General features: G+C 31.3%; 16 protein-coding genes and 1 pseudogene. 9 read left to right on the forward strand and 8 right to left on the reverse strand.

Features of this window, described 5'->3' with window-relative positions:
- The first annotated feature begins 11 nt into the window (after nt 1-11).
- From Q0912_RS02530 to Q0912_RS02545, 4 genes are read left to right on the forward strand one after another with little or no spacing between them, the layout of a single operon-like run.
- Nucleotides 12-2405 carry an ABC transporter permease gene (locus tag Q0912_RS02530; protein ID WP_299111666.1) on the forward strand — a complete coding sequence of 798 codons (2394 nt, stop codon included), beginning with the start codon at nt 12-14 and terminating at the stop codon, nt 2403-2405.
- Between the two features lie 50 nt (nt 2406-2455).
- Nucleotides 2456-3199, forward strand: coding sequence for a DUF2807 domain-containing protein (locus Q0912_RS02535; protein ID WP_299111668.1), 744 nt, complete (start codon nt 2456-2458; stop codon nt 3197-3199).
- 12 nt (nt 3200-3211) lie between these two features.
- Nucleotides 3212-3883, forward strand: a complete 672-nt coding sequence (locus Q0912_RS02540; protein WP_299111670.1) for an ABC transporter ATP-binding protein — start codon at nt 3212-3214, stop codon at nt 3881-3883.
- 16 nt (nt 3884-3899) lie between these two features.
- A complete protein-coding gene (locus Q0912_RS02545; RefSeq protein WP_299111672.1) occupies nt 3900-5321 on the forward strand; it encodes a TolC family protein in 1422 nt (473 codons plus the stop codon).
- Here the strand turns inward: Q0912_RS02545 and Q0912_RS02550 are convergent.
- The 6 genes and pseudogenes from Q0912_RS02550 to msrB form a co-directional block, all read right to left on the reverse strand.
- Nucleotides 5314-5556 carry a hypothetical protein gene (locus Q0912_RS02550; RefSeq protein WP_299111674.1) on the reverse strand — a complete coding sequence of 81 codons (243 nt, stop codon included), beginning with the start codon at nt 5554-5556 and terminating at the stop codon, nt 5314-5316. The two genes, Q0912_RS02545 and Q0912_RS02550, sit on opposite strands and share 8 nt — an antisense overlap.
- A gap of 9 nt (nt 5557-5565) precedes the next feature.
- Nucleotides 5566-6522: an aldo/keto reductase gene (locus Q0912_RS02555; protein ID WP_299111676.1), complete on the reverse strand. Its 957-nt coding sequence runs from the start codon at nt 6520-6522 to the stop codon at nt 5566-5568.
- 11 nt (nt 6523-6533) lie between these two features.
- Nucleotides 6534-7043 (reverse strand): annotated as a pseudogene (locus Q0912_RS02560) (peptide-methionine (S)-S-oxide reductase).
- Complete coding sequence (locus Q0912_RS02565) at nt 7022-7273, reverse strand: glutaredoxin family protein (RefSeq protein WP_299111678.1); 252 nt, start codon at nt 7271-7273, stop codon at nt 7022-7024. Before Q0912_RS02565 ends, Q0912_RS02560 begins: the two are co-directional and overlap by 22 nt.
- A gap of 65 nt (nt 7274-7338) precedes the next feature.
- Entirely contained in the window at nt 7339-7884 is a 546-nt protein-coding gene (gene msrA / locus Q0912_RS02570) for a peptide-methionine (S)-S-oxide reductase MsrA (protein ID WP_299111680.1), read from the reverse strand.
- Nucleotides 7884-8336: a peptide-methionine (R)-S-oxide reductase MsrB gene (gene msrB / locus Q0912_RS02575; RefSeq protein ID WP_299111682.1), complete on the reverse strand. Its 453-nt coding sequence runs from the start codon at nt 8334-8336 to the stop codon at nt 7884-7886. Before msrB ends, msrA begins: the two co-directional genes overlap by 1 nt.
- Nucleotides 8337-8483: 147 nt before the next feature.
- Here msrB and Q0912_RS02580 point away from each other — a divergent pair, with 147 nt between their 5' ends.
- Nucleotides 8484-9362, forward strand: coding sequence for an aspartyl protease family protein (locus Q0912_RS02580; protein ID WP_299111685.1), 879 nt, complete (start codon nt 8484-8486; stop codon nt 9360-9362).
- Between the two features lie 70 nt (nt 9363-9432).
- Here the strand turns inward: Q0912_RS02580 and Q0912_RS02585 are convergent, their stop codons facing one another.
- Both Q0912_RS02585 and Q0912_RS02590 read right to left on the reverse strand, forming a co-directional pair.
- Complete coding sequence (locus Q0912_RS02585) at nt 9433-10194, reverse strand: LytTR family DNA-binding domain-containing protein (RefSeq protein ID WP_299111688.1); 762 nt, start codon at nt 10192-10194, stop codon at nt 9433-9435.
- A gap of 2 nt (nt 10195-10196) precedes the next feature.
- On the reverse strand, nt 10197-11303 hold the full coding sequence (locus Q0912_RS02590) for a histidine kinase (RefSeq protein ID WP_299111691.1): 1107 nt from the start codon (nt 11301-11303) through the stop codon (nt 10197-10199).
- 23 nt (nt 11304-11326) lie between these two features.
- Here Q0912_RS02590 and Q0912_RS02595 point away from each other — a divergent pair, with 23 nt between their 5' ends.
- From Q0912_RS02595 to Q0912_RS02610, 4 genes are all read left to right on the forward strand, one after another.
- Nucleotides 11327-11803: a hypothetical protein gene (locus Q0912_RS02595; RefSeq protein ID WP_299111694.1), complete on the forward strand. Its 477-nt coding sequence runs from the start codon at nt 11327-11329 to the stop codon at nt 11801-11803.
- 215 nt (nt 11804-12018) lie between these two features.
- Nucleotides 12019-13068, forward strand: coding sequence for a DUF2911 domain-containing protein (locus Q0912_RS02600; protein WP_299111697.1), 1050 nt, complete (start codon nt 12019-12021; stop codon nt 13066-13068).
- A gap of 8 nt (nt 13069-13076) precedes the next feature.
- Nucleotides 13077-13745: a hypothetical protein gene (locus Q0912_RS02605; RefSeq protein ID WP_299111700.1), complete on the forward strand. Its 669-nt coding sequence runs from the start codon at nt 13077-13079 to the stop codon at nt 13743-13745.
- Nucleotides 13746-13913: 168 nt separating this feature from the next.
- Complete coding sequence (locus tag Q0912_RS02610; protein WP_299111703.1) at nt 13914-14780, forward strand: DUF5050 domain-containing protein; 867 nt, start codon at nt 13914-13916, stop codon at nt 14778-14780.

Genomic DNA, 14780 nt, shown 5'->3' on the forward strand with positions numbered 1-14780 from the left:
AAATATGAATCATGGTAAGAACAAATTTAAAAATTGGCTTTAGAAATATTTTAAAGAATAAAGGTTTTGTTATACTAAATACTTTAGGTTTGGTTGTAGCCTTAACTGCTGTATTACTTATTAGTTTATGGGTGCACAGCGAACTGACCTTCAATAAATCATTAACCAATTATGATACCATTGCAGGAGTAAGGCAACATTACTCACAGGGTAACGAGATTAGGACAAGTTCAGGGCAACCTTGGCAATTGGCTCATGCTCTCAGAGATCAATATGGCAGTCATTTTAAGCATGTGGTCACCAGTTCAAGACCTAATAGTTTTAACATTACTCACAACAATAATATAGTGGCGTCAAAAGGTAGGTTTGTAGAATCGGGTTTTGCCAAAATGTTTGACCTAAAAATGAAAATGGGCAGTAGAGATGTACTTGGTGATATCTCATCGATATTAATATCTGAGAGCATGGCAAAAAACATCTTTGGTACTGAGAACCCCATAGGTCAAGTACTAAATCTATCTCCAAAAATGAAAGTGACAGTTGCTGGTATTTATGAAGATTTTTCTATGAATTCAAATTTTAATGAGTTGGATTTTATTGCATCATGGGAATTGCTAAAAACCAGTCAAAATTATGAAGAACGATTAGGCTGGGGCAATTCTTGGTTTTTGTTGTACGTACAACTACATAATAAAGATGCTTTAGATAATGTTTCAACAATTATAAAGGATGTAACAAAAGATAATTATGAATATGCAAGAGAGACAGGTTTACAAGATTTATTTCTCTTCCCAATGTCTAAGTGGCACTTGTATTCTAAATTTGAAAATGGTGTTAATATTGGTGGTAAGATTGAATCCGTGACTATTTTTAGTCTAATAGGTTTTTTTATTTTGCTTTTGGCATGTATCAATTTTATGAATTTAAGTACGGCTCAAGCATTAAAAAGAAGCAAAGAGGTGGGTGTAAGAAAAACACTGGGCTCATCTAGAATACAACTTATTATTCAGTTTTTTACAGAATCATTCGTAGTTATTCTTATCTCCTTTTTTATGGCATTACTGTTAGCTTACATATTACTTCCAAAATTCAATATGATAACATTAAAGGAGGTTGAGGTTCCTTTTACTGAACTTTCATTTTGGTTTATTTGTTTGTTAATAGTAGTCGTAACTGCAATACTCAGTAGTGTATATCCCGCAATATATCTATCTGCTTTTAAGCCAGTTAAAGTGCTTAAAGGATTGAGTAGTAATAATAAAACAACAATTGGGTTTAGGAAAGCGCTTATAGTAGTACAGTTTTCAATTTCAAGTATTCTTATCATTTGCACCATAACGATTATTAGTCAAATAAATTATGCTAAAGACAGACCTCTTGGATTTAATAAGGACTTAATTGTAAGTGTGCCTATTAATACTATGAAAGTTATAAATAGTTTTGAAACTATTAAAAGTGAGCTTTTAACTTCTCCGTATGTAGATCAGGTTACTGCGTCAGATGTAAAAGTTACAAGTGCTTACACTGCAAATGGAGGTGATTTTGATTGGAAAGATAAAGACCCAAATATGCAGCCCGAGTTTTATACAATTCGTGCTACTGAAGGATTTGGAAAAATGATAGATTGGGAGATTTTAGAAGGAAGAGATTTTTCGAGAGATTTCCCTTCGGATTCTCTGGCATTTCTAGTTAATGAAACAGCGGTTAAGTACATGGGCTTAGAAAATCCTGTCGGGGAATTTGTAAGATGGAATAAGAATGGGACTTATAAAATTATTGGTGTGGTCAAAGACATGGTTACACAATCTCCCTTTGAACCAATTACGCCTTCTTTATTCATACTTCACAATGGAAGATTTTTAAATTGGGTAAATATAAAAATAGCTTCTAATTCTACTACAGCCATAGAAAGTACTCTGGCTAAAGCAGAGGCCATTTTTAAAAAGCATGACCCTAAAAACTTGTTTAGTTACACCTTCTTAGATGATGATTACGAAAGAAAATTTAATACTGAAAAACGAGTAGCAAGGTTAGTAGGTATATTTTCATTTATAGCAATTTTTATTAGTTGTTTGGGGATTTTAGGTCTTTCTACTTACATGGCAATACAAAGAAAAAAGGAAATCGGAGTTCGAAAAGTTTTAGGTGCATCCATAAATTCAATTTGGAAACTATTATCAAAACAGTTTATAATTTTAGTAGCAGTCTCTTTAGCAATAGCTTTGCCTCTAGGGTATTTTATTTCATCAGAATACTTAATGGAGTATAGTTATCGTGTTAACCTAAGTGTTTGGACGCTCGTTTTGGTTGCTATGATTACTCTTGGCGTTACATTATTAACAGTAAGTTTACAAGCAATAAAAGCAGCTATTGCAAACCCAGTAGATAGCTTAAGAATAGAATAAAATTAATTAACATACACTGAATCTATTTTCAGTATTAAAAACATTTAATCATGAAAAACATAAAACATATTACAGTTGTAATGCTGTTTTTTATAAGTCAAACGCTACTAGCGCAAACTATAAAACCAGTTGAAGCCTTTAGTAAAGTAATTATAAGTCCACATATCGAAACCACTTTCGTAAAGGGCGACGAAGAATCGGTAACTATTCTTGACAATACATTAACCGATGATAAAGTAAATATTGAGGTTAATAAGGGAACACTTAGAGTTTACTTGGATGATGCTAAAGTGACAACAAAACATAAAAAGGTCGTTAAAAATGGTGTAAAGATGAAAGTGCCTCTATACAAAGGAAAAGTATTAACCATAAAAATAACTTATAAAAATATTGATAATCTATCACTACGGGGAGAGCAGAGAACTGTTTGCGAAAGCTTAATTGATGTTGAAACGTTTCATCTTAAAATCTATGGTGAATCACAAGTGACTCTAAATGATATTAATATAGTGAATTTTGATGTTGATGTTTATGGTGAAAGCCAGTTATCGATTATAAAAGGTGTTACTAAAAATCAAAATATAACGGCTTATGGTGAAGGAGAAATTAATCTTGTTGATGTAGATAATAAAAGTTCTAAACTCAAGGCTTATGGTGAGGCCGAGTTTAAAATACAAGCTTCAGAACACATAAAGTTTACAGCTTATGGTGAAGCCGAACTCTATTATAAAGGAACAGCCGAAGTAAGTAAAGGTCTAAGCTTTGGAGATTCAAAAATCAATCGCATTAACTAAAAGGATTAAAAAATGGCAAATACACTATTAAGTCTTAACGAAGCCACACGGACTGTTAACTCTGGCAGCAATAAAGTTACTTTGTTAGATAATATAAATCTACAGGTTAAAGAAGGGGAGTTTATTTCACTTATGGGACCATCGGGATCTGGTAAATCTACCTTACTTAACTGTATAGGTATGCTAGATAGTTTTACAGGAGGTGGTTATACTTTCTTAGGTGAACCTGTGCATAGCATGAAAGAGAAAAACAGATCTAAACTCTATAAAGAATATATAGGATTTGTTTTTCAGGCCTATCATCTTATAGACGAGTTAACTGTATGGGAAAATATTGAGACACCATTATTGTACAAAAATGTAAAATCATTAGAACGTAGAGGGCTAGTGGCCGATATGTTAGACCGTTTTAATATTGTTGGTAAAAAAGATTTATTTCCAATTCAACTAAGTGGAGGACAACAGCAATTGGTAGGCATTGCAAGAGCATTAATCGGAAAGCCTAAACTAATTTTAGCTGATGAGCCCACGGGTAATCTTAACTCTAAACAAAGTACAGAAATCATGGAGCTGTTTTCTCAATTGAATAAAGAAGGTGTAACTATTATTCAGGCTACACATTCTGAGAAGAATGCCTCCTATGGATCAAGAATTATCAATTTGCTTGATGGAAAAATAGTCTAAGCAAAACAAAACAATAATGAAGCATAATCAAATCATATTTACCCTCATAATTTTGGTGGGTTTGGCAGGATATACTCAAGATTTAGATAAAAAGAGTTATTCGTTAGATGAGTGCATTTCAATTGCATTAGAAAACAACATTGATTTAAAGTCGGCCAATTTACGAGCTACTTCTGCTAAGGTCAATCATCAACAGTCTAAAGCTAACATGCTGCCTGGTATTAATGGTAATTTTAATCTTGGTGTCAATGATGGGAGAAGTATCGATCCGTTTACTAATGATTTTATAACTCAAGAACTAACATTTTCTAATTTAGGTTTAAGTTTGGATATGACTGTTTTTAATGGTTTTAGATTATTAAATACAGCAAAACAAAACCGCTTAAATAGAAAAGCTTCAGAGCTGGAAAGGGAAGCAGAACAACAAGATTTAGTGTTGAATGTTACTTTAGCATATTTACAAGTTTTAAATAGTAAAGCTGTTTTAGACTTAACAAAACAACGTTATGAAACTACAAAAAAGCAATTGAAAATTCAGGAAGATTTTTATAAAAACGAATCTGGAAACCCAGCAGATTACGCAGATATTTTAGGGCAAATAGCTAGCGACGAAACAAGTATTTTAGCTTCTGAGTCTAGCTTAAATAGTGCAAAATTAAGCCTGGTGAGATTGTTGAATCTTCCAGAGCGTGTTGTAGTTGATGCCAAGTCTATACTATTAGATTTTGAAAAATATAACCTATCAGCAGATGAGGTGTATAAAGAAGCAATACAAAACTTAGCTACTTTTAAAGCCAATGAATTACGTATCGAAGCTGCAAAGAAAGGGGTTAGTATAGCTAAATCTCAATTTACACCAGAAGTATCCATTTTTGCAGGTGTTAATACCAACTATTCTAGTGCAGCTCAACTTTTTAACTCAATAGGAACTAGTATTGTTGAAACAGGAGATTTTGTAATTGTTAATGGCCAGGATTTTCAGGTAATGACTGAGCAAAATAATTTTGAAGACGAATCTATTAGTTACCAAGATCAGTTAGATAACAATTTAAACACAGTACTAGGTGTTGCTGTCAATGTGCCACTTTTTAATGGGTTTAGAGCCAAGAATAATGTAGCTCTACAAAAAATTAGAGTAGAAGAGTCTATTTTAGAATTAGAGCGTACACATTTGGAAATAAAAAATGCAATAGCTCAGGTACATTTTGATATGGAAGCCGTTTATGACCGTTATCAAAGTTTGCTGAAACAAGTTGAAGCTTATGAAGAGTCTTACCGTATTAACGAGATAAGATTTAATAGTGGTGTATCTAATTTCTTAAGTTATGTGACAAGCAAGAATAATTTAGATAATGCTAAAGTCAATTTAACAAATGCTAAATATGAATACTTACTTCGTGTTAAAGTTTTAGATTATTACAGAGGTGTCGCTAATTAAAAATTAAATAGTAGATTTTATCACCTATCCAATACCCGAAACCTAAAAGTATAGGGTAGCCTATAAATAACCATAAGTAATCTATAATAGACAGTTTACTAAAAGTTGAAGTACCGTTATTGGTCAATAAATTAATAAAATCATACCAGGATTTAACTCCTAATTTCGCTACCAAGGCATTAACTAAAATAGCAATAATTAGAATAGCTAATCCGATAGTGTATAGTCGTATCATACTATTAATTTAATTCCACTCTAAGTTACTCCTTTCTTGCCAATATTGTTTAGGGGATATTGCAAATGATTTTAGTTGAGATAGCTCCATATCATTTAACTCAAAACTCATAGCTTTTAAATTTTGTTTTAAATGATTAGTGTTTGATGCGCCACTCAATACTATTGTTGGTCCTAGATTATCCACTACAAAACGTAGGGCAACAGCATCTATTCCAACATTATATTTTGCAGACAGATTATCTAAGTAATCATAATTGTTCAGGTAAGCCCGAAATTGTTTATTTCTAAAAACCCTACCATTAGCCATAGCTTCTTTAATAATCACAGATTTACCTTCAGCTAATAATTGTTTTAAAATAGTGTGGCAAGATTGTTCAAAAATGTTATATGTTACCTGATAGCTGTCAAACAAAGCTTTATCCTTAAAAACTATTTTTTGTGCTTCTTCAATAATCTTAGTCTGTTCGGGACCGCTGGAGGTAATACCTATTTTTAGCTGATACCTCTCTTTTAATTCACTAAGCCTAGATAACACATCAGTATTGGTTAACACACCACTATCTAGCGTAGCAGAATGTATTTGATAGATATTTAAATTAGGCATAAAGGCTTTTGAAATAGCCCATTGCTCATTAAGCTTTGATAAAGAATGCTCTTTTATTTCGTGCTTTCCTTTATATCCAACTTCCCAATTGGCTACATAAGTATAACCAAACTTTGTAGATAGACTAACATCCTTATAATCTCTTGAGTTATTCCATTCTAATAAAAACTGTTCGCCTAAACCATAAGAAGGGGCGACATCAAAATCTCTAATATCCAAGCTATAAGCTTCGTCTAAAATCCTAAATGCATTATTTTTAAAAGCATCAATAGATTTATCGATAGTATTATTAAATCTGATGTTAATATAATCTGGTCTACCTATAGCGGCTAAGCCTAGACCAATTCTAGTACGACTCATTTACTTTATTGTTAAGTTGTAATGATATAATCAGCATTGGTATAATCCGAAAATTTATCCAATAATAATTTCAATTTAGGGTTTATAAAGCGTTCGCAAAAAGGCTTTTTGGGATTTTTTTGATAATAATTCTGAATAGCTTCTCTCGAAGCTTTAAATTTTGAAAACGGTAATACTTTAGTAATGAGTTTTCCTTTAAAATCATTTTGAGATATTGCCAACAACTTTTTTGCTTCGGCTATCTGTTCTTCAGAGTAAGTGTAAATCGCAGAGCGGTATTTTTCTCGCATAGAATGTGCTGAGGTACTTTTGTGCGTGTGCAAATGAATTTCTATTAAAGTTTGAAGCGATATAATTCCAGTATCAAAATGAACAATAACAGCCTCAGAAAAAGAACTGTTGTCATTAGTTTAAGCTACGTAACCTTGTTCAACCAGTTTTACACCTTTCAAAGATTGAAACACGGCTTCAGTACACCAATGGCAACCACCTCCTAATGCTATTTTAGTTTGTTGAGCCATTTGTTTAATTCTTTATCTGAAGGGTTTCTTAATTTTTTAGAACCAATCAGTATTGTTGGGAAATTCAATTTTCTGTTTTCATAAAGTTGTCTTAATTCTTCAGCATAGTTTGCATATTTCTCAACATCAAGAAATGAAAAAGTCAGCCCCTTTTCGTTAAAAAAAACTTGATAATATTGCGTTTTATGGCAACGTTGCGCACCATACAATTTTATTTTAGGATATACCATTGGGTAATGACCTTTCTTTTTTAATAACTCAAAGCAACTTTAAAAGGCTGCTTTGAGTTTATTAATTAAGCACTTTTTAGTTTATCTGAGTGTAACTTTCTAAGCTTAGCCAATTTAGGATCTATTACAAAATTACAGTACCCGTAATTAGGATTGTTTTTATAAAAATCCTGATGTTCCTTTTCAGCTTCATAAAAAGTAACAGCTTCTGAAACCTCAGTGACTATAGGATCATCGTAATACTTAGCTAGTTCTTTAATCACGACTTCAGCAATTTCTTTCTGCGTTTCATCATGATAATAAATTACCGAACGATATTGTGTGCCACGATCTGCGCCTTGACGGTTCAAGGACGTAGGATCGTGAGTCGTCATAAATATGACAAGAATATCTTCGTAAGAAATCACATTAGCGTCAAAAGTAATTTGCACCACTTCAGCATGCCCTGTTAAGCCAGAGCAAATTTCTCTATAGGTTGGTCTCCCTGGAACATTACCTCCCGAGTAACCAGAAACAACACTTTCTACACCTTTTACTTCTTGAAATACTGCTTCTGTACACCAAAAGCAGCCACCACCAATAGTAGCGATTTTTAAATTTTTAGTAGTCATTAGGCCGTCTCCTTATCTAAGGTCATTGATTCTGAATTAATACAATAGCGTAAACCACTTGGTTCTGGTCCATCTGGGAAAATGTGGCCTAAATGGGCATCGCAAGTATTACACATCACTTCTACACGTACCATACCAAAAGACGAGTCTTTTTCGTACTTAATTGCATTTTTCTTAATTGGTTGTGTAAAACTAGGCCAACCAGTACCAGAGCTAAACTTAATTGTAGAATCAAACAAAGGAGTGTCACAACATACACAGTTGTACTTACCTTCATCATAGATGCTACAAAGTGCTCCACTATGGGCACGTTCAGTACCTTTTTGCCTTGTAATTCTGAATTGCTCTGGAGTTAATTGAGCTCTCCATTCTGCTTCTGTTTTTTCAACGCGTCTGTCTGGCGTTGGGTTTCCATTTACGGAAAAGTTGATTACATCTTTCCAAGTTAGCATACTGTTTGTTCCTTTCTTTTCTAGTTAATAATATGCTTTGTTTAAGATATAAAAATAGTCGAAGTATTTAGAATTTCCTTACACATTTTAAAATGTAATTTTTGAGTCTTTATAAACGTTTATCTTTAAGTGCTAAAACTATTCTAAATGAAGACAACAATTTTTAAATACTGTCTATTTGCTTTATTGTTTTCTATTGCTACCAGTTACGCTCAGGATACCATTCCATTTAATCTAGGTAAGGATAATAGAATATATTTAAAGGCTACAGTAAATGATTCTGAACCTTTGATATTTATTTTTGATACTGGTGCTAATGCGATGGTTGTTAACACCACTAAAACGAATTCTAAACTAAATTTAAAATTTAATTCAGAAACGGAAAATACAGGTGCAAATGGAACAATTAACCAGAAAGTAAGTACATCTAACACATTGCAAATTGGAAAGTTTAAAAGAACAAATGAAGATATCATAGGTATTCCTTATTCTGCTGAGCATTATACTTTTGACGGTGTTATTGGCTATCCTTTTTTTGAAGATTATTTAATTGAAATTAATTACAAGCTTCATAAGTTAGTACTTCATAGTTCCCTGAAAACAATAACTAATCTTAAAAGTTATGATAAAACTAAAATGGGAATAATACAAGAGGTTCCTTTTATAGACTTTACTATTATAAAAGCGAATAATATGTCAGTAACTTTTCCGGCTTTGATAGATACAGGATTTAATGGTGAATTAATTGTTTATCATAAAACGGTAACAGAATTTAAGTTATCTAACCATTTCGAAAAAATTGGTGCTGGAAAATCTCAAGGCACAGATGGAACAATAATACATTCAGATCAGGTTATTATACCTAAAGTGAAAATAGGGGATGTAACTATAAAAAATACAATCGCCAGTTTAAACAAGACTTCAACTAATACAGAATTTACAGCTATTTTAGGTGGTGAAATTCTTAAGAACATTAATTGGATTTTAGATTTTAAAAAGAAAAGGATCTACACAATTTCAAAATAATAAATAGAAAGTAACATAGTATTTGTTCTATAATATATTCTCTATTACATTACAAGTTGGCTAATAACGACTATTTTATTATTAAATACTTTGCTATTACACTACTAAATGATCTGGAAGACAAAACCTCAATACCGTTTTTTAGCTTAAATTTATATACATTGTTATTTACATAGACACATGTTTTAATATAAAATTTGTTGAGTATTAATGTTCTGTGAATTCTCAAAAATTGATCAGGGTCTAAATTGTTATATAAAGCATTCATAGTCTTTCTGTACAGATAAGATTTTTCATTTGTTATAAGTTTAATGTAGTTACCATCACTTTTAAAGTAAATAACATCATCAACATTGATACTTTTAGTTCTGCCTTTGGTAGTAAAACTTATTTCGTTTATAAATGTGTTGGTCTCTTGTAGTGTTTGCTGTAATAGACGTTTTATGTTTTTCTCTAGTTTAGAGGTTTTATTTGTTTTTTGAATAGCTATAATCCGTTCTATAGCAATTTCCAACCGCTCATTATCAAATGGTTTTAATAAATAATCTACAGCATTAATTTTAAATGCGTTTAGAGCATAAGTGTCATAAGCAGTTGTAAATATAACATAGGGTTTTTTGGGGAGTTTATCATAAACAGTAAAGCCATCCATATCTGGCATTTGAATATCCAAAAAAATTAAATCGGGTTCTTTTAAATTTATTTTTTCTAAAGCGTCTTTACCATTTTTACATTCACCAACAATTGATAATGATTCATAGGGTTCTAGCAATTTTATCAATCGTTGTCTTGCTAAAAATTCGTCATCTATAATAAGGCATCTTAGTTTCATTGTTATTCAATAATAGGCAAAACCATTTTTGCTCTATACAATTCAGGACTATCAAAATCTGCACTAAATACATAACGATTGTCGTAAAATTGTTTGAGCCTTTTCGTAATATTTAATAAACCAGTACCTGTACCATCTGGTTTTGTGTAATTTTTGTTTGTATTGAATGTATTCGAAATTTGTAATACCAAAGCGTCTTTTTGCATAAGACCGTTATGTTCTACTTGAATACCTATTTTTATTTCTCCATTTTCTACTGTTGGAATAATCCCATATTTAACAGCATTTTCTACTAAAGGTTGAAATATCATATTTGGGATTTTTAAATGCATAGCTTCCTTAGCTATATTATAAGATATGGTTACACGATCTTTATAGCGTACTTGCTCTAGATCTAAATAATCTTTTATAAACCCAAGCTCATCTTTTACAGTAACCATTTGCTCAGCATCGTATTCTAAGATGTATCTAAGTAATGTGCCTAACTTACTTAACATCTTTTGTGCATTCTTACTATCTATATCTATCATAGCAGCAATAGAATGCAATGTATTGAACAAAAAATGTGGCTGTAATTGCATTCGTAATGCATTTAATTGTGATGCAATTAATGCTTTTTGATTAAGTAAATATTTTTTTTGATAATCAAACGCAAGAAAAATTGCAACAATGACCAAAAGCTCTATAAAACTAGAAAAACTACCTATAACGAGAACTACCATGTTATTATGACCAAAAAAAGACTTTAAATAACCACCATTTATATAGTTTACGATATCATCTAATCTTGATACGATTAATTTATGACAAACAGCCAGAATTATGCAACCAGAAAGAAAAAGTAGAAGGTTAGATATATTAAAACGATTTAGGCTTTGAATGATTTTTGTTAAAGAATAAACTAAAGGTGTTAAAATAACCCAAAGTAAATATGTAATTGTTATTTTTAATGTTATTAATAACCAGCTAAAGGTGTAGTTATAATCATTTATTAGATGATTTGTATAAGCTTTAAGGATAAAAAATAAACTAATTATTATACTGGCCAATAGAATTTTATCAATGGCTACTGGCAAATTATAATAATATTGACGAATCCTTTTTAGCATTATAGGTTTTATATATTCTTAATATGAAATTAAATAGTATTTGTTTTTTAGTTATTGCCATTTTGTGTTTGGGTTGCAAAAATGATAAAACAACTTCAGAAACATTAGATTCAAATATAACAGAAACCAATTTAAAGCATATAAGTGAGTTGTCATATATGGAGATTTATCGTGCACTTTTTGTTGATAATAATGGAGGTTTTGATGCTCATGGTGATTTATATGGACAAGATGCTCTTTCATTTTTGTCTTTTTCTAAAGAACCTGGTTCTTGTGGAAATATAATATATGTATCTAATACTTCTAATGATGTTATAACACTAGCCTTAAAGTCTAGTTTCAGTTTTCCTGGCAATCCAAATAATGAAATGCTTAGAGCTTATAAAATAGCGCCTAATCAAAAAATATCTGTTGGTAATTCAAAATTATGTTATAACGGAAAAGAGTATGACATTAAAAAAGAAATTACTTCTGCTGGTTTTGGTAGTGACTATGAATAAACTTTTTTCTCAAAACTATAAGGTTTGTATACTATTATATAACCAAATGTGATGTTTCGTTTAATTTGTGACGAATAGTTAAGTTTTCATTTAAAGGAATAGTTTTTTTGAGCTTTTTTAACCATTTATCACAAAACTAACCACTCAACACAATTTAATTTTACTTAACTAAGGTCACTTTTAATTTTGTCTCTATAATATAAATCAATTAAGAGATGAAAAGATTAAAATCACAAAACGTCCTGTTTATAGCATTTGTACTAATGCTCACAACAGTAACATTTGCTCAAAACATAACATTGCCTAGAGTAAGTCAACAAGCATCTATTACACAGCGGTCTGGTTTGTCGGATGTGACAATTAACTATCATAGTCCAAGTGTACAAGGACGGCAGATTTTTGGAGGAATTGTACCCTATAATCAAGTATGGCGAGCAGGAGCTAATGAAAACACAACAATCCACTTTACGCACGATGCTACCGTTGAGGGACAAAAAATTGCTGCGGGTATTTATGGATTATACATAATGCCAAAGGAGGATAGTGCAATGGTATTGTTCTCAAAGTATAATCAATCTTGGGGATCAAATGTCCCTGAGGAAAAAGATTTAGTTTTAATGGTAACAGTTAAGCCTAAAACTATTCCTTTTCAAGAGTGGCTAAGTTATGATTTCATTGATAGAGGCAGCAAAGGTCTTACAGCTGTTTTACAATGGGAAAAAACACAAATCCCTTTTAAGATAGAATTCGACATCAAACAAGTTGTCGTTGATAACATGAGACAAGAGTTAAAAGGTGTAGCAGGATTTGGATGGAGAGGACATATGCAGGCTGCTAATTTTTGCTTACAAAATGACATCAACTTAGATGAGGCTATGACTTGGATAGATAAATCCATAGCAAGTTCTAAAGGCTTTAGTAACCTTCAGGTAAAAGCAGGCTTATTATTAAAAAAGGGAGATGTCGCAGGTTCAGAGAAGATTATGGAAGAAGCTATACCAACAGGTACACCGTATCAATTAAATCAGTATGGATATCAATTATTAGGATTAGGGAAAACCAAAGAAGCCATTGAAGTTTTTACTTATAACGTTGAAAAAAATAAAGAACATCAATTTATTTGGGGTTTTATAGATAGTTTAGGTGAAGCCTACTTAAAAGATGGTAATAAAAAAATGGCTTTAAAATATTACAAATTGGCAAAAACTAAAGCACCAGAAAACCAACACGCTTATTTAGATGGTGTAATAGCAGGAATTAAATAATCAAAGCCATGAGAAAATATAGCATTATACCTGTTTTGATTATACTTTACTTAAGTTGTAATCGAGTAGTTAGTCAACAAAAATTAGAAACATTTACTTATAACGGAAAAGCTTTGCAATATACAGTTATGCTACCGCTAGACTTTGATTCTAGTAAAACCTATCCAGTAATGATTGGTCCATCCGAAATAGAATCTGTAAGTGATCAAAGCTTTTATTGGAGAGGAGTTAAAGATAGTCAGGGTTGGATACTGATCAACTACGAAATTTATAATGCTACCAATAGAATAGAGGAAATAAAAGCACTATTAGAGCACTTAAAAACAAAATATCATGTAGAAGGCAATAAATTTCATACCGTTTGTTTTAGCGCTAATAGTGCTGGTATTTTTGATTTAGTAATGGAAATACCAGAATACTTCACTGCAATTACAGGAATGGCAGGAAACCCTAATAATAGTAATACAGAAAAAATGAAAAAGCTAAAAGGTGTTAAAGTTCAGTTTATTGTAGGAGATAAAGATACCTACTGGATGAATACTGCTAAAAAAAGCCATAAAATATTACAAAGTATTGAGGTTGAGAGCTCTATAGAAATCATTAAAAATGGTAAGCACGTTATGGAGCCTCTCATAGGAAAAGGTTTTCTAGATAGAGCAGAACGTTTAAGGGATTAATACTTTTAGGATGAAAATAATAATCACTTTTCTATTACGAATATCAATAGGTTTTTTTGAGTGATAACAATCAAAAGTAGAATTATAATTAACCAATAATTCAGATTTCGATGCTATGCCTACATAGTAGAGACGTGGCTTTGGTAAAGTAAAATAATAAACATTGATATGAATAAATTCAGTATAATAATAGCCTTAATGTTATTCTGTATTGTAGGCAAAAGTAAACAGTCTTATGAGATATTGTATACAAAACAAATAAACAATTCAGATAATATACATCTTATAGATACCAATGGAAAAACCAAACAAATTACTAATAACCCAAGAAAAGATAGTAGTCCAATGTTGTCTCCAGATGGAAATTTTATCGTTTTTACCTCAGAACGTGTTGGGTGGTGGAAAATATGGTTATTAGACATTAAGAAGAAAGAATATTTACAATTAACAAACTCTGGAAGTGCAGAATATGGTCCTTCTTGGTCATTAGATGGTAGTAAAATTGTATTTGTTTCTTCAAGAACAGGAAATAGCGAAATATTTTTAATGAACAGAGATGGTAGTGGTTTTATTAATCTTACTAATGATGGAAGATCGGATACAATGCCCTTCTGGGGAAAGGATAATAGGATTTATTATTCTTCAGAAGTTAATGGAACATATCAAATTATGCGAATGAAACCTGATGGTTCTAATAAAGAAGTACTTACAAAAGGTAGTGGAGATAAATTAATGCCACAATTATCTAATGATGGTAAAAGAATACTTTACTATGGCAATGAAAATGGAAACATGGAGTTGTATATTATTAATCTTGATAACCAAGAACAAGTAAGACTTACCAATCATCCTTTAATAGACATGAGAGGAAGGTGGTCGCCTGATGATAAAAAGATAGTTTTTGAGAGAGGGAATAAAGGTAATAATCATCATATCTATATAATGGATTCTAATGGTAATAATGTAACAAAGCTAACATCTTCTGGTTATAATTATGCTGCTTCCTTTGTTTCAAAGAATGTTAGCTTATTTTAA

Source organism: uncultured Winogradskyella sp. (assembly GCF_947498345.1).
Taxonomy (GTDB): domain Bacteria; phylum Bacteroidota; class Bacteroidia; order Flavobacteriales; family Flavobacteriaceae; genus Winogradskyella.

Coding starts and splice junctions, on each gene's coding strand:
- Q0912_RS02550 (WP_299111674.1), bottom strand. CDS start 5,556: ATGATACGACTATACACTATCGGATTAGCTATTCTAATTATTGCTATT.
- Q0912_RS02590 (WP_299111691.1), bottom strand. CDS start 11,303: ATGCTAAAAAGGATTCGTCAATATTATTATAATTTGCCAGTAGCCATT.
- Q0912_RS02605 (WP_299111700.1), top strand. CDS start 13,077: ATGAGAAAATATAGCATTATACCTGTTTTGATTATACTTTACTTAAGT.
- Q0912_RS02540 (WP_299111670.1), top strand. CDS start 3,212: ATGGCAAATACACTATTAAGTCTTAACGAAGCCACACGGACTGTTAAC.
- Q0912_RS02585 (WP_299111688.1), bottom strand. CDS start 10,194: ATGAAACTAAGATGCCTTATTATAGATGACGAATTTTTAGCAAGACAA.
- Q0912_RS02610 (WP_299111703.1), top strand. CDS start 13,914: ATGAATAAATTCAGTATAATAATAGCCTTAATGTTATTCTGTATTGTA.
- Q0912_RS02535 (WP_299111668.1), top strand. CDS start 2,456: ATGAAAAACATAAAACATATTACAGTTGTAATGCTGTTTTTTATAAGT.
- Q0912_RS02580 (WP_299111685.1), top strand. CDS start 8,484: ATGAAGACAACAATTTTTAAATACTGTCTATTTGCTTTATTGTTTTCT.
- Q0912_RS02555 (WP_299111676.1), bottom strand. CDS start 6,522: ATGAGTCGTACTAGAATTGGTCTAGGCTTAGCCGCTATAGGTAGACCA.
- Q0912_RS02565 (WP_299111678.1), bottom strand. CDS start 7,273: ATGGTATATCCTAAAATAAAATTGTATGGTGCGCAACGTTGCCATAAA.
- msrA (WP_299111680.1), bottom strand. CDS start 7,884: ATGACTACTAAAAATTTAAAAATCGCTACTATTGGTGGTGGCTGCTTT.
- Q0912_RS02545 (WP_299111672.1), top strand. CDS start 3,900: ATGAAGCATAATCAAATCATATTTACCCTCATAATTTTGGTGGGTTTG.
- Q0912_RS02600 (WP_299111697.1), top strand. CDS start 12,019: ATGAAAAGATTAAAATCACAAAACGTCCTGTTTATAGCATTTGTACTA.
- Q0912_RS02530 (WP_299111666.1), top strand. CDS start 12: ATGGTAAGAACAAATTTAAAAATTGGCTTTAGAAATATTTTAAAGAAT.
- Q0912_RS02595 (WP_299111694.1), top strand. CDS start 11,327: ATGAAATTAAATAGTATTTGTTTTTTAGTTATTGCCATTTTGTGTTTG.
- msrB (WP_299111682.1), bottom strand. CDS start 8,336: ATGCTAACTTGGAAAGATGTAATCAACTTTTCCGTAAATGGAAACCCA.